The organism is Rheinheimera sp. MMS21-TC3 (assembly GCF_032229285.1).
Classification (GTDB): Bacteria; Pseudomonadota; Gammaproteobacteria; order Enterobacterales; family Alteromonadaceae; genus Alishewanella.
This window is the reverse complement of record NZ_CP135084.1, coordinates 2,761,170-2,784,072: the sequence shown is the minus strand read 5'-3', so window position 1 is coordinate 2,784,072 and position 22,903 is coordinate 2,761,170. Positions and strand designations below refer to the sequence as shown.

General features: G+C 40.8%; 18 protein-coding genes. 6 read left to right on the top strand and 12 right to left on the bottom strand.

Features of this window, described 5'->3' with window-relative positions; translation table 11 throughout:
* Nucleotides 1-110 precede the first annotated feature (110 nt).
* From RDV63_RS13515 to RDV63_RS13505, 3 genes are read left to right on the top strand one after another with little or no spacing between them, the layout of a single operon-like run.
* Nucleotides 111-353, top strand: a complete 243-nt coding sequence (locus RDV63_RS13515) for an OadG family protein (protein ID WP_313910028.1) — start codon at nt 111-113, stop codon at nt 351-353.
* A 12-nt stretch (nt 354-365) separates the two neighbouring features.
* A complete protein-coding gene (gene oadA, locus RDV63_RS13510) occupies nt 366-2,165 on the top strand; it encodes a sodium-extruding oxaloacetate decarboxylase subunit alpha (protein WP_313910027.1) in 1,800 nt (599 codons plus the stop codon).
* 24 nt (nt 2,166-2,189) lie between these two features.
* Complete coding sequence (locus RDV63_RS13505; protein WP_313910026.1) at nt 2,190-3,320, top strand: sodium ion-translocating decarboxylase subunit beta; 1,131 nt, start codon at nt 2,190-2,192, stop codon at nt 3,318-3,320.
* A 377-nt stretch (nt 3,321-3,697) separates the two neighbouring features.
* Here RDV63_RS13505 and RDV63_RS13500 read toward each other — a convergent pair whose 3' ends face one another.
* Nucleotides 3,698-5,044: a peptidoglycan DD-metalloendopeptidase family protein gene (locus RDV63_RS13500; RefSeq protein WP_313910025.1), complete on the bottom strand. Its 1,347-nt coding sequence runs from the start codon at nt 5,042-5,044 to the stop codon at nt 3,698-3,700.
* A gap of 148 nt (nt 5,045-5,192) precedes the next feature.
* Between RDV63_RS13500 and tyrS the strand changes: the two genes are divergently transcribed.
* Both tyrS and acnA read left to right on the top strand, forming a co-directional pair.
* Nucleotides 5,193-6,395 carry a tyrosine--tRNA ligase gene (gene tyrS / locus RDV63_RS13495; protein WP_313910024.1) on the top strand — a complete coding sequence of 401 codons (1,203 nt, stop codon included), beginning with the start codon at nt 5,193-5,195 and terminating at the stop codon, nt 6,393-6,395.
* Between the two features lie 139 nt (nt 6,396-6,534).
* Nucleotides 6,535-9,255, top strand: a complete 2,721-nt coding sequence (gene acnA, locus RDV63_RS13490; RefSeq protein WP_313910023.1) for an aconitate hydratase AcnA — start codon at nt 6,535-6,537, stop codon at nt 9,253-9,255.
* A gap of 138 nt (nt 9,256-9,393) precedes the next feature.
* Here acnA and RDV63_RS15305 read toward each other — a convergent pair whose 3' ends face one another.
* From RDV63_RS15305 to RDV63_RS13475, 4 genes are all read right to left on the bottom strand, one after another.
* Nucleotides 9,394-9,717, bottom strand: a complete 324-nt coding sequence (locus RDV63_RS15305; RefSeq protein ID WP_409934840.1) for a mechanosensitive ion channel family protein — start codon at nt 9,715-9,717, stop codon at nt 9,394-9,396.
* An 18-nt stretch (nt 9,718-9,735) separates the two neighbouring features.
* On the bottom strand, nt 9,736-10,518 hold the full coding sequence (locus RDV63_RS15300) for a mechanosensitive ion channel family protein (RefSeq protein ID WP_409934839.1): 783 nt from the start codon (nt 10,516-10,518) through the stop codon (nt 9,736-9,738).
* A gap of 248 nt (nt 10,519-10,766) precedes the next feature.
* The gene (locus tag RDV63_RS13480; protein WP_313910022.1) at nt 10,767-11,669 is read right to left on the bottom strand and encodes an AEC family transporter; all 903 of its coding nucleotides are present in this window, start codon (nt 11,667-11,669) and stop codon (nt 10,767-10,769) included.
* A 2-nt stretch (nt 11,670-11,671) separates the two neighbouring features.
* Nucleotides 11,672-11,941, bottom strand: coding sequence for a GIY-YIG nuclease family protein (locus RDV63_RS13475; RefSeq protein WP_313910021.1), 270 nt, complete (start codon nt 11,939-11,941; stop codon nt 11,672-11,674).
* A 94-nt stretch (nt 11,942-12,035) separates the two neighbouring features.
* Here RDV63_RS13475 and RDV63_RS13470 point away from each other — a divergent pair, with 94 nt between their 5' ends.
* Complete coding sequence (locus tag RDV63_RS13470; protein ID WP_313910020.1) at nt 12,036-13,283, top strand: DEAD/DEAH box helicase; 1,248 nt, start codon at nt 12,036-12,038, stop codon at nt 13,281-13,283.
* A gap of 97 nt (nt 13,284-13,380) precedes the next feature.
* Here the strand turns inward: RDV63_RS13470 and RDV63_RS13465 are convergent, their stop codons facing one another.
* The 7 genes from RDV63_RS13465 to RDV63_RS13435 form a co-directional block, all read right to left on the bottom strand.
* Nucleotides 13,381-15,228, bottom strand: coding sequence for a M2 family metallopeptidase (locus RDV63_RS13465; RefSeq protein ID WP_313910019.1), 1,848 nt, complete (start codon nt 15,226-15,228; stop codon nt 13,381-13,383).
* A gap of 100 nt (nt 15,229-15,328) precedes the next feature.
* Nucleotides 15,329-17,122 (bottom strand): ABC transporter ATP-binding protein/permease, encoded by a 1,794-nt coding sequence (locus RDV63_RS13460; protein WP_313910018.1) that lies wholly within the window; start codon nt 17,120-17,122, stop codon nt 15,329-15,331.
* Nucleotides 17,123-17,217: 95 nt separating this feature from the next.
* Nucleotides 17,218-19,686 carry an acyl-CoA dehydrogenase FadE gene (gene fadE / locus RDV63_RS13455; protein WP_313910017.1) on the bottom strand — a complete coding sequence of 823 codons (2,469 nt, stop codon included), beginning with the start codon at nt 19,684-19,686 and terminating at the stop codon, nt 17,218-17,220.
* 266 nt (nt 19,687-19,952) lie between these two features.
* On the bottom strand, nt 19,953-20,699 hold the full coding sequence (locus RDV63_RS13450; protein WP_313910016.1) for a DUF3108 domain-containing protein: 747 nt from the start codon (nt 20,697-20,699) through the stop codon (nt 19,953-19,955).
* Entirely contained in the window at nt 20,686-21,330 is a 645-nt protein-coding gene (gene purN / locus RDV63_RS13445; RefSeq protein ID WP_313910015.1) for a phosphoribosylglycinamide formyltransferase, read from the bottom strand. The genes RDV63_RS13450 and purN overlap by 14 nt, the downstream gene beginning before the upstream one ends.
* An 8-nt stretch (nt 21,331-21,338) precedes the next feature.
* Nucleotides 21,339-22,382 (bottom strand): phosphoribosylformylglycinamidine cyclo-ligase, encoded by a 1,044-nt coding sequence (purM, locus tag RDV63_RS13440; RefSeq protein ID WP_313910014.1) that lies wholly within the window; start codon nt 22,380-22,382, stop codon nt 21,339-21,341.
* Between the two features lie 77 nt (nt 22,383-22,459).
* Nucleotides 22,460-22,867, bottom strand: a complete 408-nt coding sequence (locus tag RDV63_RS13435) for a hypothetical protein (RefSeq protein ID WP_313910013.1) — start codon at nt 22,865-22,867, stop codon at nt 22,460-22,462.
* Nucleotides 22,868-22,903 lie beyond the last annotated feature (36 nt).

Below are 22,903 nucleotides of genomic sequence, written 5' to 3'. Positions count from 1 at the left end.
CATAATACTAGGAGTTATAAAGGGTTGGCTAAAACACTATGTCTTGGTGTTAGCCTTAAATTGAAAGCTGGTTAGCACTCATCCCAACCAAAATAAAAAAGGAATACAACATGGTGACAGCATTGTTAGTGCAATCAGCCAACTTAATGTTAATAGGTATGGGTTCGGTATTTTGTTTTCTCTGGTTATTAGTATTAGCGGTTACTTTATTAAGTCGTGTTATGCAGCGTCACTTTCCTGTACCAGCAAAAGAGACTGATACTACCAATACATCAGCAGCTGAAACGGCAGTTACTCCAGCCATTATAGCTGCCATTACTGCAGCCATTCACCAGCATCGGCAACAACATTAAAAGGATTTTCATATGAGTAAGCCATTATTATTAACTGAATTAGTTCTGCGTGATGCCCATCAATCATTATTAGCCACCCGGTTACGTCTTGCAGATATGCTGCCTATTGCCGAAAAGTTAGATCAAGTTGGCTATTGGTCCATTGAGTCTTGGGGCGGAGCAACTTTTGACTCTTGTATCCGCTATTTAGGTGAAGATCCTTGGCATCGCATTCGCGAACTAAAAAAAGCCATGCCTAATACTAAGCAGCAAATGTTGTTACGAGGCCAAAACTTACTTGGTTACCGGCATTATGCTGATGATGTTGTTGAAGCTTTTGTTGAGCGAGCCCATAAAAATGGTATCGATGTATTTCGTATTTTTGATGCCATGAACGATATCCGTAACTTACAAACCGCAGTGCAAGCGGCGATTAAAGTGGGTGCGCATGCCCAAGGCACTATTTCTTACACGGTAAGTCCTGTGCATACCATAGATATGTGGGTTGATATGGCGCGGCAGCTAGAGGATATGGGCTGTCATTCTATTTGCATTAAAGATATGGCCGGCTTATTAAAGCCTTATGTAGCAGAAGAATTAGTAACACGGATTAAAGAAGCGACTAAAATTTCATTAGCTATGCAGTGTCATGCTACAACTGGGTTAAGTACAGCAACCTATCAAAAATCGATAGATGCTGGCATTGATATTTTAGATACCGCTATTTCTTCTATGAGTATGACTTATGGTCATAGTGCTACTGAAACTATAGTGGCTATTACAGAAGGTGAGGCGCGTGATACAGGGCTTAATATTGAGCTGCTGGCTGAGATTGCCGCGTATTTTCGTGATGTTAGAAAAAAGTATGCTCAATTTGAAGGTTCATTAAAAGGGGTTGATGCGCGAATTTTAATTGCTCAAGTGCCAGGTGGCATGCTAACAAATATGGAAAGCCAGCTTAAAGAGCAGGGCGCTTTAGATAAGTTAGATGAAGTGTTAAAAGAAATTCCTAGGGTGCGGGAAGATTTAGGTTTCTTACCCTTAGTTACGCCAACATCGCAAATTGTTGGCACTCAAGCGGTGCTTAATATTTTAACCGGCGAGCGCTATAAGAGTGTAACCAAAGAAACCGCTGGCGTGCTTAAAGGCGAGTATGGTGCAACACCAGCTGCGGTAAATAAGGAATTACAAGATAAAATTCTTGCCGGTGAGACCGCCATAAGTTGCCGCCCTGCTGATTTAATTGCTCCTGAACTTGATAAGCTAACACTTGAGTTAACCGAGCTAGCTAAAACGGAACAAATTCGTTTAGCTGATGATAAAATTGACGATGTGTTAACCTATGCTTTATTCCCACAAGTAGGCTTAAAGTTCTTAAAAAATCGTGATAATCCTGCCGCTTTTGAGCCTGCACCTGAGCAATTAGCAGAGCAAGAACTAAAAGCTAAAGCCCAAGCTCAAGCGAGTAAAAAATTAGAAGCCAGACATAGCGAACCTGCCAGTTACAGCGTTAGGGTTGATGGCAAAGTGTATCAAGTTGAGGTGGCAAGTAGCGGTGAGTTATCTGCTATTAAACCTGTAGTATCTGAGAATATTCCTGGTAGTGCTTCTGTGACTGGCAGTGCAACTTTAAATGCACCTTTAGCCGGTAATATATGGAAAATAGTGACTAAAGTCGGCGCCCAAGTGAAGCGGGGCGATGTGGTTATTATTATGGAAGCGATGAAAATGGAAACTGAGGTACGTGCTGTTGCTGATGGCACTATATCTAAAATACACATTGCTGCTGGCGATGCCGTAAGCACAGGTGATGTGCTAATTAGCTTTGATTAACGTTATATTGCTTAAGGATATGTTATGGATGCATTTACAACGTTAATTGCTTCAACTGGTTTAGCCAATTTTACTGCAGGCCAAGTTATTATGATGTTGGTTGGTTTTGGCTTGCTGTTTTTAGCCATAGCTAAGGGATTTGAACCATTGCTCTTATTGCCTATTGGTTTTGGCGCCATTTTGACCAATATTCCACTTGCCGGTTTATCTGAGCCTGGTGGCATTCTCTATATGATTTATGAAGTAGGTATTGCAACAGGGATCTTTCCGCTGCTTATTTTTATGGGGGTTGGGGCTTTAACCGACTTTTCTGCTTTGATAGCGAACCCGAAAATGCTCTTTTTAGGCGCTGCTGCTCAGTTTGGTATCTTTGCTACTTTAATTGGTGCTGTGGCATTAAATTTAGTGCCTGGGCTTAGTTTTACCTTACAAGAAGCTTCTGCAATTGCCATTATCGGGGGTGCTGATGGCCCAACAGCGATATTTCTCGCCTCTAGGCTAGCGCCAGACTTATTAGGCGCTATAGCCGTTGCAGCCTATTCTTATATGGCGTTAGTGCCGCTAATTCAGCCGCCTATCATGCGCGCCCTTACTTCTAAAGCTGAGCGTAATATTCAAATGCATCAACTACGGGAAGTAAGTCAAAAAGAGCGGATTTTATTTCCGTTATTAGTGCTTTTATTAACGATCTTACTACTACCTAGCGCGACACCGCTAATAGGTATGTTTTGTTTAGGCAACTTAATGCGTGAATCTGGCGTGGTGGATAGGTTAAGTAAAACGGCACAGAATGAGCTAATTAATATTGTTACTATCTTTTTAGGCTTAGCCGTAGGCTCTAAGCTGAGTGCTGATAAATTTTTAACTATGCAAACCCTAGGCATATTACTGTTAGGTGCAGTGGCCTTTGCTATAGGCACAGCCGCAGGTGTATTAATGGCAAAAGTGATGGCTAAGTTCTCTAAAGAGCCTATCAATCCATTAATTGGAGCCGCAGGGGTTTCTGCGGTGCCTATGGCAGCACGAGTAGTGAATAAAGTGGGGCTAGAGGCTAACCCGCATAACTTCTTATTAATGCACGCTATGGGGCCTAACGTAGCCGGCGTCATCGGCTCAGCGGTAGCGGCAGGTATTCTGCTGGCACTAGTAGGTTAGCTAGGATAGTGTTGAGTGTGGGCTGTAGTGTGCCCCAAATAGTAGGCACTCAACACTAACAGTTTCAAACTAAATTTAAGTGTATATACGGTTCGGTTTACCCACACTAACACGCCGTAAACCCATCCATGGGGGCTCATTTCCGCCCGTCCAGGGCTCCAATGGTTAGTTTAGGGTAAATCGAACCTCCACAATTTATCTTAATGAACTCAGTAACACCTGATACAAAAAAAGCCAATCAGAAGATTGGCTTTTTTCTATCAGGGTATTTACTGTTTCACTAAACACTAAACACTAAACACTAAACACTAAACACTAAACACTAAACACTAAACACTAAACACTAAACACTAAACACTAAACACTAAACACTAACCTTAAGGTGCTGCTGTTGGCTCAGATACTGATTTCGCTAGCAATACTCTTTCGTTAGTTTGTAACTGAGCTAATATTTGCTGTGCTTGTTGGGTAAATAGTTGCTTTTCATTACCTTGTAATGGCGTTGCCTGTGGTAGTTTTACCGTACGTGGATTACGGTGCACACCGTCGACTAAAAATTCATAATGTAAATGGGCGCCGGTTACGCGGCCAGTAGCGCCTAAACGGCCTATGGTTTGACCTTGGCGGACCTTTTCACCTTTACTTACTTGACGCTTAGATAAGTGTAAGTACTTAGTGACAATATTATTAGCGTGCTGGACAAAGACATAATGGCCATTTAGCTTATTGTAAGCTGAGGCAATGACTCTACCATCACCTGCTGCCATAATAGGGGTGCCAGTTGGTGCTACGTAATCAACGCCATTATGTGGTCGGACAGTTTTTAATACTGGATGTAAACGGCGAGGGTTAAAATTAGAGCTAACATATTGGAAGCTAACTGGCGCCCGTAAAAAGGCTTGGCGCATACTAGCGCCATCAGGCTTATAATAATTACCATCAGTATGGCGTACTGCTTGGTATAAATGGCCTTGGTTTTGAAATTGAGCGGCAACAATATTGCCATTACCAATAAACTCACCATCAACAAATTGAGTTTCGTATAAGACGCTAAAGCTATCGCCAGCACGAATATCTAAACCAAAGTCGACATCCCAGCCAAAAATGCCAGCAAGGTTCATTATTTGTGCTTCTGATAGGCCGGCTTCTATGCCAGCGCTCCAAAAATTGCTGCGAATAACTGCACTTGAAAACTGACTACGTAGTTCAACTTCTTTTTTAAGCTCTTCAGCAATAAACTTTCCGTTTTCATCACGACTAATCCGTAAAGTGGTTAAATGATTTAAGGCATAACGTAACTCTTGTAATTCGCCAGCTTGGTCAAGGCCAAACTCTAATTGTTCGTTAGGAAAGATCTGAGTTAGGGTTTTAGTTTCAGCGCCTAAAGCTAGAATGTTTAGCATTGTTTGCTGGCTGACATTGGCTTTTTTAAACAGTGCCGATAACACATCACCTTTTTGTACAGTCAAAGTGGCCCAATTTAAACTGGAATCTTCTTCTGGTAATGCAGCTAAGTTGGCTAATGCTAGTTCTTCAGCTAAATCTTCGCTTGTTAGCGGCAACTCAAGGCTATAGCGTTTACCTATTTCTAGAGTTTCGCTTTTGTTGCCTCTTGAAGCTGCTGCTTGTTCAGATGGTAATAATAAAACAATAGACAGAACCACAGAAATACCAGCAATTAATATGCGGTGTGGTTTAGGAATTTTTGTGACTAAATAATGCATAATACGAGTCTAATCTCAACAAACGTACAAAAACCGAGCATATACGTTTTTTTTGCAATACACCAGCCTTTTGTGCGCTTGCAGCTAGTTGTACATGCTATAGAATAGGGCTAATTTAGCATTAATAGACATATAATGGGAGACACAGATGGCCGACTGGGAGCTAGCTTTAGCAGAATTAAAACGTGGTTGCGAAGAGATTTTGCTGGAAGAGGAGCTGATTGCCAAATTAAAAGAAGGCAAGCCATTGAAAATTAAGGCTGGCTTTGACCCAACGGCACCTGATTTACACTTAGGTCATACCGTATTAATTAATAAGTTGCGTAGCTTTCAGCAATTAGGCCACGAAGTTATTTTCTTAATAGGCGACTTTACCGGTTCTATTGGCGACCCTAGCGGTAAAAATGTTACCCGTAAGCCGCTTAGTCGTGAAGAAGTATTAGCCAATGCTGAAACTTATAAAGAGCAAGTGTTTAAAATACTAGATGCTGATAAAACACGAATAGCCTTTAACTCTGAGTGGATGGAGCAGCTAGGTGCAGCGGGTATGATCAAGTTAGCATCCAGACAAACTGTTGCTAGAATGTTAGAAAGGGACGACTTTAAAAAGCGTTATGCTAATAACCAATCTATTGCGATCCATGAATTTTTATATCCATTAGTTCAAGGCTGGGACTCTGTAGCTTTACAAGCCGATGTTGAAATGGGCGGTACGGATCAGCGCTTTAACTTGTTAATGGGCAGAGAGTTACAAAAGGATGAAGGGCAACGGCCACAAACCGTTATGATGGTGCCTTTACTAGAAGGTTTAGACGGCGTGCAGAAAATGTCTAAGTCTTTAGGTAACTATGTTGGCATTACCGATGCGCCTAATGATATGTTTGGTAAGATAATGTCGATATCTGATAGTTTAATGTGGCGTTACTATGACTTGCTAAGCTTTAAACCTATTGTGCAAATAGCAGAATTAAAGCAGCAGGTTACTAAGGGCACAAACCCGCGAGATATTAAGATACTCTTAGCTAAAGAAATAATAGCCCGTTTTCATAGTGAAGAGGCAGCAGAGGCTGCGCACCAAGATTTTATCCAGCGCTTTAGTAAAAACGCCCTACCAGACGACATTCCAGAAAAACACATTCAAGCTAATGGTGCTAGTATGGCTATTGCTAATGTATTAAAAGAAGCAGGTTTAGTGGATAGTACTTCAGAAGCTATTCGTATGATTAAACAAGGTGCGGTTAAGTTGAACGGTACAGATAAAGTTACAGACACTAAGTTAGAAATTAGCAAAGGTTCTAGTGATATTTATCAAGTGGGTAAACGTAAGTTTGCTAAGATTAGTTTAATTTAAAATGATTTAAAACAATAACTTGTCTAAAACTTGATTATATTGTTGCTGTATCTCACTTTCAGGGCTTTATAACGTAAAAACTTAGCATCATTGGATATCTGCACTACACTCTAACTAGAGTAATAATAAGGAGAATTGCATGACAACATCAGCTCATTTCGCAAGAAAACTCAATGTCGGTGGCAAAGATTACCAATACTACAGTTTAGCCACTGCCAGTGCAGATTTCGGCGACATTGCTAGGTTGCCATTTTCGTTAAAAGTATTGTTAGAAAACTTACTACGTAACCTAGATGGTGCCAATGTTAGCGTTGAAGATATTCAAGCTTTAGTGGATTGGCAGAAAACTGGCCGCTCAGATCGAGAAATCGCTTATAGTCCGGCGCGAGTGTTAATGCAGGATTTTACCGGGGTACCTGCTGTCGTTGATTTAGCGGCTATGCGTGCAGCTGTTGCCGAATTAGGCGAAGATCCCACTAAAGTTAACCCTTTAACGCCGGTTGATTTAGTTATTGACCACTCGGTAATGGTAGACAGTTATGCTAACCCCGAGGCTTTTCAGCGTAACGTAGAAATGGAAATGCAGCGTAACCATGAGCGTTATTCTTTTTTACGCTGGGGAGCGACTGCCTTTAATAATTTTAGAGTAGTACCACCAGGAACCGGTATTTGTCACCAAGTAAACTTAGAGTACCTAGGGCAAACAGTGTGGACTAATAATGATACTGATACGCCTACTTTATACCCTGATACCTTAGTGGGAACAGACTCTCATACCACTATGATTAATGCCTTAGGTATTTTAGGTTGGGGCGTAGGGGGTATTGAAGCTGAAGCCGCTATGTTGGGGCAGCCTGTTTCAATGACCATACCTGAAGTAGTAGGTTTTGAGTTTGTTGGTAAGTTACAGCCAGGTATTACAGCAACTGACTTAGTATTAACTGTTACTCAGTTATTGCGTAATCATGGTGTGGTAGGCAAGTTTGTTGAATTTTATGGCGATGGTTTGGATATGCTATCACTTGCAGATAGAGCAACTATTGCTAATATGGCGCCAGAATATGGAGCAACTTGTGGTTTCTTCCCAGTTGACCAAGTAACCTTAGATTATTTAGCTTTAACTGGACGTGATCAAGCACTAATCAATAAAGTTAAAACTTATACTCAAATTCAAGGTCTATGGCGTGAAAAGGGTCATGCACCTATTTTTACTGATAGTCTTCGCCTTGATTTATCAGATGTTGTGCCTTCACTGGCTGGTCCTAAACGGCCACAAGATAAAGTTACTTTATCTGGTTTAAAGCGGCACTGTAATGACATGCTAGCTTTAGATATTGATGCAGATAAAGAAAGCCGTAAAGCTTTGTTAAATGAAGGTGGTGGTCAGCCGCAGCCAACTCATGATACTGAACATGATCTTGAGCTTGCAGGTGAGCAATTTAAATTAAAAGATAATGCCGTAGTTATAGCCGCTATTACTTCATGTACTAATACATCTAATCCTAGTGTCTTAATGGCAGCGGGATTGTTGGCGCAAAAAGCCTTAGCAAAAGGCTTAAAACGTCAGCCGTGGGTGAAGAGTTCATTAGCACCAGGCTCTAAAGTTGTAACTCGTTATTTAGAACAAGCCGGTTTAATGACACCTTTAGAGCAGCTAGGCTTCCATTTGGTAGGTTATGGTTGCACTACTTGTATTGGTAACTCAGGCCCTTTAGCCGATGTTATTGAGCAGAAAATTAGTTCAGCAGACTTAAACGTGTCAGCAGTATTGTCGGGCAACCGTAACTTTGAAGGTCGGATCCACCCCTTTGTTAAATCAAACTGGCTAGCCTCTCCGCCATTAGTAGTTGCTTTTGCCCTAGCAGGTACTATTGATATTGATCTGACTAAAGATCCCTTAGGCGAAGATCAGCAAGGTAATCCGGTCTATTTAAAAGATATTTGGCCAGATAATGCCGAAGTTGCTGCAGCTGTTGGCCAAGTACAAACCAGCATGTTTACTAAAGAGTATGCTGCAGTATTTACTGGCGACGAGGCTTGGCAAAATATTAATGTGCCAAAAGAAAAAACCTATCCTTGGCCTGAATCCACCTATATTCGTCATCCCGATTTCTTCCAAGGCTTAAGCCGCACGCCTTCGGAGATCAAGGATATTGAAGATGCACGTTTATTAGCCCTACTAGGCGATTCGGTGACAACAGATCATATATCACCTGCTGGCTCTATTAGTGAGACTAGCCCTGCTGGTTTATATCTACAGCAGCAAGGTGTTGATACGGTAGACTTCAACTCTTATGGCTCACGCCGAGGTAACCATGAAGTAATGGTAAGAGGTACTTTTGCCAACGTTCGCATTCGTAATGAAATGGTGCCTGAAGAAGAAGGCGGGGTAACCCGGCATTATCCATCAGGTGATAAGCTGGCTATTTATGATGCTGCAATGCGCTATCGTCAGCAGGGTGCGCCTATGGTTGTTGTGGCGGGTAAAGAGTATGGCACAGGTTCATCACGTGACTGGGCGGCTAAAGGCACTTTAATGCTTGGTGTTCGTGCTGTTATTACTGAGTCTTATGAGCGGATCCATCGTTCTAATTTAATTGGCATGGGTGTTTTACCATTACAATTCTTAGCGGGAACAGATCGTAAAACATTACAACTAAAAGGTGATGAGCGCTTTAGTATTCGGGGGCTTAATGATTTAAAACCGAAACAAAAGCTAAGAGTTCTTATTACTTATGCCGATGATTCTAAACAAGAAATAGAAGTTATTTGCCGGATAGATACCGGTAATGAATTATCCTATTACCAGCATGGTGGCATTTTACATTATGTGTTACGTAATATGATAGGAAGTGCTTAAATATAGTGTTAAGTGTTAAGTGTTAAGTGTTAAGTGTTAAGTGTTAAGTGTTAAGTGTTGAGTTATTAATACTTAGCACTAAGTGAAGGCCCCGTTAGTGTTATAAAAATTATAATGTTAACGGGGCTTTTTTAATGGTTATTTATCACGGGTTTTAAAAGGTTGGTCTGAGCGAATATGTAAATCTCGCTGCGGGTAAGGTATGGTTATTTTTGCTTCTTTAAACGCCCGCCAAATAGCAACATGAATATCAGATTTAACCGTATCTTCACCATACTCTGGGTCGGCTATCCACACTCGCAATTCTATTTCAATACCATTTTCAGCAAAGTTTTTTAACATCACTGTTGGTTCTGGGCTTTCTAATACTCGAATAGACTTGTTAGCACAACTTAGCATTATCGCCATTGCTTGCTCGGGATCATCTTCATAACTTACTCGTACAACAATTTTTAATCGCACATTGCGATCATCATAACTTCAGTTAATCACCTCAGAAGTAATTAAATTTTCGTTAGGGATTAAAGTATCAACCCCCTCACGGTTGCGCACTACTACATAACGGGCTTTTAGCTCATGTACCCAGCCAAAGTTTTCCCCTACAGAAATAACATCGCCAGGCTTAATCGAGCGATCTAATACTAAAATAAAGCCACTAATAAAATTAGATGCAATACGTTGTAAGCCAAAGCCTAGCCCTACACCTAAGGCACCGCCAAAAATTGCCAAGGAGCTTAAGTTAATACCTACTGCATTTAAGGCGATTAAAAAAGCTGAGGTGATTAAAAATACCTTACTAAACTTGCTAAAGCCAACCTGCATACTTGGGCTAATATGCTTAGAGCCTTTGATGCGTTGATTAAGTAATTCTGCTAACCAAATAGCAAAAGTAAAAGCAAAAATAATCACTAAAATGAGCTTAATTACGGCTAAAAGTGATATTTTACTTTCACCTAAAGTAAAGGCTAAAGTGTCCATGGCAGTGAGTAGCGGTGTTAATAAATCGGTTAGATGTAAGATAACAACTAACCAGATAATCATAGCTATAGCAGTTTCAGAGGTTTTTGCTAAGGCGCTAGCAATAAAGGCCTTACGCAGTATATAAAGCAGAATGCGAATAACTCCTAAAGCCAACACTATAGGCATTAAGAAGTTAATTACGGTATGAGGTAAGTTTAACTGCTTTAAGATGGCATGGCTTAAGGCTAATAAGATAGCTAAAGAAAATGGCCATAAAATACGTTGTGAACCACGGACTGCCATACGGCGTATGCCAGAAATCATTTGCGCATTTTTATGTAGCTTACGTTGTAAAAAGTGATTTACAGTAAAAGTAATGCTAATGGATAGCAGAATAAAACCGATTTGCTACCAAAGATTAATTTGTTGTAGCAATAACATGGCATCATGTTGTAGGGTCAGTAGCTGCTCAGGCATGGCAAGGGTTCTTTAATAAAAGTCGAGTTAAATTAACAGATTTAGCTAGGTTGCACCATCTTCATCTATAAAGCTTAACTTAGTAAATTAAATGCTAGGGGTAAAGTAATTAAGCTTAATAAAATACCTAAGCCAATAATGCCACTGACTAATCTAGGAGCTAAGCCTACCATAATAGCTATAGCGCCTGCAGATATCATCGAAGGCATAGCTGCCATAAATATACTAATAGATACCGCCAACCCAGTTTGGCCTAAGCTATACCAAATTAGCGCTGCTAATAACGGCATAAATAACAGTTTAATCAGCAGGGCGCTAATTAAAGGTGATAATTCACTTTTACTAAACTTTATTGTTAAACCAAAACCGACGGCTATCATAACAACAGGTACTAAGGTTGCTGATAAATTATCAATTAAAGATTGAGTAAAAGATGAATAGCCAGAAGTGCGCAACACTAAGCCAATAATTAAGGCAATAAATGACGGGAATGAGATAATTTTGATTAAAATCCCTGTTACTGTTGGTTTGGCGGCTAAAGGGCTATATAGAGCAGCAATAATAGTGACGTAGGTTACTAAGGCGATAAAGGAGCCTGCTTGATCATAAACCACCGCATAAGGCATTGCCTCACTACCAAATAAGGCTTCGGTCATGGGAAAGCCTAAAAAAGAGGTATTACCTAAAGGTAAGATAATTAACAAGGCACCTGTTACTTGGCGTGACCAATTAAAAAAACGGCTTAAGGTTAAAACTAACAAGGCTACGGCAATTAATAATAACCAAGGTGTCAATGCGGGGATTAATAGCTCAGTTGAAAAAGTTAAGCGAGGCACATTCTGTAAAATAAGAGCCGGTAAAGCGACATAGAGTACATACATGTTAAAAGCAATGCCGCTACTTTCTGGCATGGCAGGGACTCGGCGTAACGCCGCACCAATTATTAAATAAATTAATACTAGATAAAAATTATCCATAGCTATTGTTTTGCATTGTAGGCAGCGACAAGCTGTTCCTTGTCAGCTTTTGAGAGCTGTTTGACTTGATACTCAGCTTTACTAGCGCTGGCGCGGTCAAGATAGGGCTTTTGATAGACTAATTGCAAAGGACCTTTACCCCTTAGAGCTTTAGCCCCGCCAACCAGTTCACCTTGATGCTGACGTAACCTGCGCTCAGGATTGGTGGAAATACCTGTATATAATTGATTATTATAGGTGCGCACTATATACAAAAACCAGTTAGTACTCATTGCAAATAGGTTGCTTTGGTGGCTTCTGTTATACTGGTTAGCTTACAGCTGATTACGCATAGTGCGGTTGACGGCTGGTTTAACAGGATTTCAAATGTCTTTTCAATCTTTCGCATTAGCGCAACCTATTTTAAAAGTGTTAACCGAACAAGGCTACGATCAAGCCACGCCAGTACAGCAACAAAGTATCCCCGTTATTATGGCAGGTAAAGATGTTTTAGCCGGTGCACAAACAGGCACAGGTAAAACCGCTGCTTTTACTCTACCACTGCTACAGCAGATGCTCAATGCGCCAAAGGTCGTAGAAAAGCATCATGTTCGAGTGCTAGTGTTAACACCTACTCGTGAATTAGCGCAGCAAGTTTACGACAATGTGGTTAAATATAGCCAGTATCTTAACACTCACTCAGCTGTATTTTATGGTGGCGTATCGATAAAACCACAGTATGAGTCAGCACAGCAAGGCTTAGATATTTTAGTCGCCACACCTGGCCGGCTTATAGATCACTTACATCAAAAAACGATTAACTTATCTGCTTTAGAAGTATTAGTGTTAGATGAAGCCGATAGAATGTTAGATATGGGCTTTGTGATTGATATAAAACGAATTATTGCTAAGTTACCTGAAAAAAGGCAAACCTTATTATTTTCAGCTACTTATTCTAATGACATTAAACAACTAGCCGAGCAATTACTGCATAATCCAATATTGATTGAAGTAGCTGCCAGTAATGCTACCGCTGACAATGTTGAGCAACTTGCATATTTAGTGGATCGCCACCGCAAGCGAGAGTTGCTGTCGCATTTAATTGGTAAACATAATTGGCGCCAAGTGCTTATTTTTGTTCGTACTAAACATGGGGCCGACCGCTTAGCTAAGCAATTAGGCAAAGATGGTTTAAAATCAGTTTCTATTCACGGCGATAAAAGCCAAGGCGCTAGAACTAAAGCCTTAGCTGACTTTAAACAAGGTGCAGTTAGAGTATTAGTGGCAACAGATATTGCCGCCCGAGGCTTAGATATTAATGATTTACCTTATGTTGTTAATTACGATTTACCGCAAGTAGCAGAAGACTACGTACATCGTATTGGCCGCACAGGTAGAGCGGGTAACACTGGCGTTGCCCTTAGTTTAATTACGCCTGATGAAACTTCAGCATTACAAGAAATAGAACGCTTAACCCAACAGGTCATTACCCCTGAAGTTATAGCAGGTTATGAGCATGATCCAAGCTATGTCACGCCAGAAGAAGGTGAAGCCAGAAATATTGCCGCCAGAAAATCACCCCGTAAAGGCGCAGTAAAAGCCAAGTTACGGCAAAAGGCTTTAGCTAAAAAATAAAAAAAGCCTGCATAGTGCAGGCTTTTTTGTATCGGATTAGCGCTTAACACTGACTGTTTAAAGCAGTAGCTTAATCAGTCAGCTGCGTTAGGCTAAATTACCAACCGCACTGCTGGCCTTTATTCTGCTCATCTAAATAAGCTTGTAATGGCGAAAAGTAATCAAGAAGGGCGGTAGCGTCCATTTCAGGTTTACCTGTTACTACTTCTAAGGCTTGTTGCCACGGCTGACTTGAACCCATCTCTAACATTTTGTTCAGTTTAGCACCGGCTTCTTTACTGTTATAAATAGAACAACGATGTACGGCTTCTTCGCTGCCTGCTATATCACATAACGCCTTATGAAATTGGAACTGTAAAATATGCGCTAAAAAGTAACGAGTGTATGGCACATTACCAGGTACGTGGTATTTAGCACCTGGATCAAAGTCTGCTTCAGTACGAGCAACAGGTGCTGCTACACCTTGATACTTTTCGCGTAACTGCCACCAGGCTTCATTATATTGCTCTGGGCTAATTTCGCCGCTAAAAACTTGCCAGCGCCATTGATCTACCATTAAACCAAAGGGAATAAAGGCAACTTTATCCATGGCCATTTTCATTAATAAACCCAGATCTTTTGATTCATCAGGTACAGTATCTAGTAAACCAATTTGCTTTAAATAATCAGGTGTTACTGATAGTGCTATAGTGTCACCTATGGCTTCATGGAAACCATCGTTAGCACTTTCTTGATAATACACTGGCTGATCTTTATAAGCACGCTGGTAAAAGTTATGGCCTAACTCATGGTGAATAACCGAAAACTCTTCTCCGGTACGCTGGATACACATTTTAATCCGTAAATCGTCTTTAGCATCTAAATCCCAAGCTGAAGCATGACATTCAACATCACGATCTGCTGGTTTAGTAAATAAAGAGCGGGTCCAGAAAGTGTCTGGCAAAGGTTCAAAACCTAAAGAGGTAAAAAAGCCTTCAGCGCCTTTTACCATCTTAATTTCATCATAATTATGCTTAGCCAATAGCTCAGTTACATCATAACCAGGGTCGGCATCGGCAGGTGCCACTAAATCATAAATATTACCCCAGCTTTGGGCCCACATGTTACCTAGTAAATGAGCTGGAATAGGCTTATCTAAAGGCACTTTATCTGCGCCATATTGTTCTGATAACTTAGCACGGACATGACAATGTAAGGCATCATATAAAGGCTTTACTTGCCCCCAAACCCGGTCTAACTCTGGAGCAAAGTCTTCAGCAGGCATATCGTACTTAGAGCGCCACATAGCCCCAGTGTCGGCATAGCCTAGCTCTGCTGCGCCTTCGTTGGTTAATTCAATTAAGCGTTGATATAAAGGGCGCATAGGTTTACTAATTTCGCGCCAACCTTGCCACATTTCTAGCTGTTCGTTGTAATCACGACTAGAAGCCATTACGGTTGACATTTCACCTAATGACATACAAGTGCCATCGGTTTTACAATATTTGCCTTTACCATATAATCCGCCTAAATCAGCAACAATTTTTGCCATTTCTGCAGTTTTGGCGGCATCTTTAGGGGCTGGTAAAGTTAAAGCTAGTTTTAACTTATCCAATTTACGGCGGCTGTCAGCCGATAATTGTACTTTATCAAATTGGGCTGCTGCGGTGGCTAACTCTATCATCTCGACTGTGAGTTTCTCATTAACATCAGCTGATAAAGAAGCAGTATCTTCGGTAATAAAGTTAGAGTAAATCCACTCTGCACGACTAGATTCTAAATAAAGTTGAATTAATTTAGTTTCAGCCTTGGCTAAGAAGGTGATGGCGTCGGCTTCTGTTAGCGCTTGTTGAGTAACAGTACTTTGTTTAGCAGCATTATCATTAGTATTTACACTATCACAGGCTGTTAATAGTAAAGCTGAGCTTACTAAGAGCGCAGTAATAGAAATTTTAAAGGTTTTCATAACGTTACCTTGTGCTTGTCATTATTATTATTGAGTAAGTTCTTATACCAAGATAAATAGTATAAGCATAAGTTAGCTACATGTTCTAGTAGTAGCAAAATTACTCTTGTTGTAATTGCCACATTCGCGCATATTCACCTTGTTGTTGTAGTAATTGTTGGTGATTTCCTTGTTCTACTAGTTGGCCTTGCTTTAACACTAAAATATTATCAGCATCTGTGATGGTGGATAAGCGATGGGCTATGACAATACTAGTATGATTTCTAGCAAGATCGCGCATGGCGCTGAGTATGGCTTGCTCTGAGGTAGAATCTAGCGCCGACGTTGCTTCATCAAACACTATAATAGGTGCTCGTTTTAAAATAGCCCTAGCGATAGCAATACGCTGTTTTTCTCCACCTGAAACCTTTAAGCCTCTTTCACCCACTAAAGTGGCATCACCTTGGGGCAGGCTAGATATAAATTGCCGTAAATGAGCTGAATCTATTGCGGCATCAATATCTTGCTCAGAGGCTGCAGGAAAACCATAACGTATATTTTCTCGAATACTGCTATTAAATAACACAGTATCTTGCGGCACTATAGCAATGGCTTTGCGTAAGCTATGTAAAGTGGCAGTTGTAATGTTTTGCTGATCAATTAATATTTGGCCGCTATCTACATCATAAAAGCGATACAACAGGCGGCTGATTGTACTTTTACCGGCACCACTGGCACCGACAATAGCTACCTTATGCCCTGCAGGCACAGTAAAACTGAGCTGCTGTAAGATAGGTCGTTTGCTGTCATAAGCAAAATCGACATTTTTAAATTCAATAGCAGCCTGTTTGATGCTAAGTTCAGTTGCGTTTGCGGCATCTTTGATTTTTGCTTGACGCAATAACAGCCCCAACATGTTTTCTAAGTCGGTTAAGGCTCTGCGGATTTCTCGATAAACAAAGCCTAAAAAATTTAATGGAATAAATAGCTGAATAATATAGGCATTAACCATTATCAAATCACCTAAGGTCAACTGTTTTGCCATTACTTGGTTTGCAGCTAACCACATTAATGCAGTGATAGCGGCAGCAATAATTAACGCTTGGCCTGAGTTAAGCGCTAATAAACTAAGCCGGTTTTTTAACCGAGCCTTTTCCCAATTAGCTAAGAAGCTATCGTAGGTATCCGCTTCGTATTGTTCATTATTAAAATACTTTACGGTTTCATAATTAAGTAAGCTGTCGATAGCACGGTTATTAGTTGTGTTGTCGGCTTGGTTAGCTTCGCGGGTATATTTATTGCGCCACTCGGTTACAACTACGGTAAAGAAGATATAGACAGCAACAGCAAATAAGGTAATCACACTATAAAGTGGTGAAAATAAAGTGGCAAAGATAATAGTGACAGCGGCAATTTCAAATAAAGTAGGGGCAATATTAAACATTAAAAAGCGCATTAAAAAACTTAGGCCGTTAGTACCACGCTCTATATCTCGACTAATACCACCGGTTTGGCGATCTAAGTGAAAAGCTAACTCTAAACTATGCAGATGATTAAATACTCTTAAGCCTAATTGGCGCATGGCATGTTCGGTAATGCGGCCAAATAAAGCATCTCGTACCTCACCAAAAAAGATCCCAGCAAAACGCAAAGCGCCATAGCCAATTAATAAGGCTACAGGCACAACTATAATAGGGCTTTGCGCTGTATCCATAGCATCAACAATATGTTTTAACGCCAAAGGCATAAGCAGTAGTGCAGACTTAGCCGCAAAAAGGGCAAGAATAGCTAAAAAAACTCTAAGCTTAAATTGCCATAAATAAGGCAGTAATAACGCTAAAGTTTGCTTTAAAGAGGTGGCGTGAGCTTGTCTTGTTGCTTGAGGTTGCTTAGCCGTTCGCCGCATGCTGGCCATTCAGTATCCTATCCTTTTCAGTGCTGAGTTAATAAAAAACGCTAGCTTAGAGGCTAGCGTTTTTAAATAGTATCACAACTAAATAGCTACTGAGCTTATGCTACCTTATCGGTTTCATTTGCGCCTAAACCTTGTTGGGTTAGGTCTTTATCAGCAGCTAAATACTCAGGCTCAAAATCATCTACGTTAATGGCAAATAAGCGGCCTGTTTCGGCAGTGCGTAATACTTCTGCTTCAGTATTAGTAATAACGCCCAGCTCTAAACCTAAGGTTGCTACTTCATCTAAACGATAAAAAGGTAAGCGTTTACCGCTAGCTTTAGACACCTTATTAAAGATAGGCTCTGCAGCTAATACGTCTAGCAATACTTGCTCCATCCGGCCTAATAAGTTTAATGGTTCATTTTTCAAGTACATATGATGACCTAAGCGCGAGCGTGCTTCGCTAGGTGTTTGCATAATACGAGAAACTTGATGCTCAATTTGATCTGAAGGTTTACGTAAAGTGCGCCCCCATGGCAGGGCGATGCGCTTTAAGATGCAAGCAATAATTCGATTAGGGAAGTTATCAAATAATTCATTTAATGCTAATTGCGCTCGGTACATATTGTCTTCACAAGCCCATTGTACAAAAGGTAAGTCATCAATTTTACGGCCTTCATCTTGATAACGTTTAAGTACGGTTGAGGTGAGGTACAGCATACTTAGTACATCGCCTAATCGAGCAGAAATACGTTCACGGCGTTTTAAATCACCACCAAGGGTTGCCATAGCAATATCTGACATTAGGGCTAAAGAAGCACTAAAGCGGTTCATCTGCTTATAGTATTTAGCCGTAGCATCGTTATAAGGTGCATGACTAAAGATGCCGCCGGTTAAAGATAACCAAAAGGTACGGAAGAAGTTACTGATGGCAAAACCAATATGACCAAATAGAGCTTTATCAAAAGCAGTGATTGCAGCGTTTTCATCTTCTAATTGTGCCGCTTCTAACTCTGCTAATACATAAGGATGGCAACGAATAGCACCTTGACCATAAATAATAAGATTACGGGTTAAAATATTGGCGCCTTCTACTGTAATAGCAACAGGTGCACCTTGATAGCCACGGGCTAAATAGTTATTTGGCCCCATACAGATGCCTTTACCGCCATGGATATCCATGGCATCAGTTATGGCTTGGCGCATCCGCTCAGTCATATGATATTTAGTAATAGCTGAAATAACTGATGGTTTTTCACCTAAGTCAATGGCGCCAACAGACATTACCGTAGAGGCATCTGCCATATAAGCATAGCCACCAATCCGGGCTAAAGACTCTTCAACACCTTCCATTTTACCAATAGGCAATTTAAATTGACGACGAATACGTGAATAAGCGCCAGTAGCTAAAGCAACGGCCTTAATGCCACCTGTACTGTTTGACGGTAAGGTAATAGCACGGCCTACCGATAAACACTCAACCAACATGCGCCAGCCTTGACCTGCCATCTCAACACCACCAATAATATAATCTAGTGGTACAAAGATATTTTCACCTTGGGTAGGGCCATTTTGGAATGGCACGTTTAACGGGAAATGGCGTCGACCAATTTTTACGCCGTCAGTATCAGTAGGAATTAACGCACAGGTAATACCTAAGTCTGTTTCCTCACCTATTAACTGCTCAGGATCGTAAAGTTTAAAGGCTAAACCTAATACGGTTGCTATAGGCGCAAGCGTAATATAGCGCTTATTCCAAGTTAAACGCATACCAATAACTTCTTTGCCTTCCCATTCGCCTTTACAAATAATACCTGTATCAGGAATAGCACCGGCATCAGAGCCAGCTTCAGGGCTAGTTAGGGCAAAGCAAGGTACTTCTAAGCCTTTGGCTAAACGAGGTAGGTAATGATTTTTTTGTTCTTCAGTACCGTAATGTTGCAGCAATTCGCCAGGCCCTAAAGAGTTAGGGACACCAACAATACTAGATAACACCATGCTCTTACTTGTTAGCTTTTGCAGCACGCAAGATTGGGCATAAGCAGAAAATTCTAAACCACCGTATTCTTTTTTAATGATCATGGCAAAGAAACCGTGATCTTTTAGAAATTGATACACTTCGGGGGTTAAATCTGTGCGCTCATGGGTAATGTGCCAGTCATCAACCATAGCCAGTAACTCTTCAACTGGGCCATCTAAGAAGGCTTGTTCTTCAGCACTTAAACGTGGCTTAGGAAAGTTGTGCATTTTATGCCAATCAGGATTCCCACGAAATAAATCGCTTTCCCACCAAGTTGTGCCTGCTTCTATAGCTTCGCTTTCAGTTCTGGACATTTCAGGCATAATTTTGCGATATAAGCCTAATAAGGGTTTAGTTAAATATTGTTGGCGGACCGTAGCAATATTTAGCGGTAGGGCAATTATTGCAAATATTATCCAAGGCACTAAGCCGATAATATCTAAAATGCTAGCTATAAAAAGTACTGCAGCAATAGCAGCAGTGAACAGGGTTAAACTGGCGCGGTTGTATGCCAGTACGGCAATTGCAGCTACCAAGGCTAACGATAAAATAACGACATCCATCACTTTCTCCTAATTAGAGGTCAGACCACTATCCGTTAAGAATAATTGGCTTTTGTAAAAGTTGCAATACCTAGTACAGAGAAGATGGTTAATAATAGTCATCTAATTACTATAAGATGATGGCACTAGAACTTTATAAGCCTAAGTGTAAGCATAGACCTAGTAATCTTTATTGCAGAGAAATTATGTGGTGAGCGGTCACTTAAGTTAAAAGCCAACTGCATAGTGATATGCAGTTGGCTTAATAATTTATAAGAAAGGTTTGATTACAGCGTTGAGTCAGCTATTTGGTCTAAGTTTAATGTATGCAACTGGACATCAAATTGCTCAACATTATCTTCACCACGCCATAACCGGACTAACATATAGTTTAAATCAGGTGCCACCCAAGCATAAATTTGTTTATCGCTATTAATATCATCTTCTATTCTAGCAATACGCAAGGTACGAGTATTACCATAAGGTAGGGGTAAAAGTTCTTCTGCTACCACTTTATAGTTATAGACCTTAGTGTTGCCATGCTTATTAAGCACAGTGTAACTAAACTCGGTTTTACCTGCCTGCAAATCTAAACTTAGCTGCAACTGATAGCTAATTAAGTCTAACAAATCATCTTGCCAAACAATGGCTTTTGGCTGGCGCTTTTTACCAACTTTTAATTGTTTTTTATCATGGTCAAGCTGCAGCTCATAATGCCTGTTAGGGCCAGTACCAGTACGTTGCATTACATATAAGCTAGGTTTTATTTGATTATTTTCAATGGTAAAGTGTGATGTTTCGCTGCGCTTATCTGAAAACACTAGCCAGCTAATATCACTGCTATAACCAAATTCATATTCTAAGCCGTTTTGCTTTAAATAACGTTGAGCTTCACCGTGCTTTTTACCTGCGCGATAAACAATATAATCAGCGGTAAAACTGGCTAAGGTTGCAGCTGCAGCCGGCCAAGCAATAGTAGCGGTTAAGAGTAAAAATGACGCCAACTGGCGCCATTTTGATTTAATCTTCATCATTGGCATACCCATAAGTCGTGAGTAAATTACCATCTAACCATGCCTGATCTGCTCGTTGCTGTAAACGATTTTGACAAAACCACTTTATAACCAGCGGATAGATTCGATACTCCTGTTCGTGAACCCGTTCCGCTAAGCTAGCGACATCGTCATCGCTAAACACTGGCACTTTGGCCTGTAAAATTACCGGACCACCATCAAGTTGCTCCGTTACAAAGTGTACGCTACAGCCGTGCTCGCTATCTTTGGCTTCAATTGCCCGTTGATGGGTATGTAACCCTGGATACTTTGGTAACAGCGACGGATGGATATTTAGCAATTTACCGTTAAAATGTTTAACAAAGGCTGGCGTTAAAATACGCATAAAGCCTGCTAGTACGACAAGGTCTGGTTGATATTGTTCAATACTTTGAATAAGTTTCTGATCATAACTTTCTCTACTAGCAACGCCAATATGGCTAAGCACTGCTGTAGGAATACCAGCTTCGCTGGCACGGGTTAACCCGTAAGCTTCTGCTTTATTAGCAATAACTGCGCTTACTTTACCAGGAATACTGCCATTGCTGCAGGCATCAATGATTGCCTGCAGATTAGTGCCATTACCAGAAATCAGTACAACTATTGATTTCATTTTTTGCCTTACTTGTTAATGATGACTAATTCATCTTCTGCAGTAGCGGTTTGGATCTCGCCCAGATGCCAAGCTGTTTCGCCGGCAGCAGTTAAAAGATCTAACGCTGGCTGCAATTGTTCAGCTGGCACTACTACCATCATACCGACACCGCAGTTAAAAGTACGGTACATTTCATGCTCACTAATGTTGCCTTGCTGCTGCAACCAGTTAAAAATTGCCGGCCACTGCCAACTTTTGCCATCAATAATAGCTTTAGTGTTTTCCGGTAATACCCGAGGGATATTCTCCCAAAAGCCACCGCCTGTGATATGACACAATGCATGTACAGGTAGCTGTTTAATTAACTGTAGAATGTTTTTAACATAGATACGGGTAGGTTCAAGTAAATGATCCGCTATGGTTTTACCTTCTAGTACAGTTTCTGGGCTTTGACCGCTAACTTCTAATACTTTACGTATTAATGAAAAGCCATTGGAATGTGGTCCAGATGAGGCTAATGCAATCAGCTGATCGCCAGCTTCAACTTTACTGCCATCAATGATATCTGCTTTTTCAACTACACCGACACAAAAGCCTGCTATATCGTAATCTTCACCATGATACATACCTGGCATTTCTGCAGTTTCACCACCAACTAAAGCACAACCAGATTGCACACAGCCTTCGGCAATACCATTAACAACGGCAGAAGCGGTGTCAACATCTAACTTACCGGTTGCATAGTAATCAAGGAAGAATAAGGGTTCTGCACCTTGAACTATTAAATCGTTTACGCACATTGCCACTAAATCAATACCTACGCCATCGTGACGCTTTAAGTCCATGGCTAAGCGTAATTTAGTACCAACACCATCAGTGCCTGATACTAATACCGGCTCTTTGTATCCAGCAGGAATTTGGCACAAAGCACCAAAACCACCTAAGCCTCCCATAACTTCAGGGCGGCGAGTACGTTTTACCGCACCTTTAATACGATCGACTAAGGCATTACCTGCGTCAATATCTACTCCGGCGTCTTTGTAGCTTAAAGATGTTTTTTGCTCGCTCACGGCAGTCCTCGAATGGCTAAAAGTGAAAAGTATAAAATTATGGTTATTTTACCTGTATAACGGCGAAGACAAAAGCTTTACTGCAGAGCATTTGCCATAGCTTGCATTACATAGTCATAGACATTAATGCTATTGTCATGGGTTATCTTATGGTAACAGATTGATGCAAAAGGAAATTCTTTGTCTGCTAGTTGGATATATATAAAAGGCGCGGCACTATCTGTTTCATTGTTACGCCAAGCACCACCAACGTTAGCTATAAAAACCTCACCGGTATAAGCCCCAAATATATTACTAACAGTAAATAGTACCTCAGCAGAATGTTGTTGTGTTAGCTGCTGTTGGTGCAACTGAGCCAAAATGGTGTCTATTTGTTGCAGGCTATCTATGCTGTGGTCTAGTGTAATTTGATATTCTTGTTGGCTATAAGTTACGGCATCATCTGCTGCCTGTTGCATAAGTTGGCTTAAGTCCGAATTTTGCATAATGTCCCCAGTTTGTTGGTTGCAGATCTAGCTTGC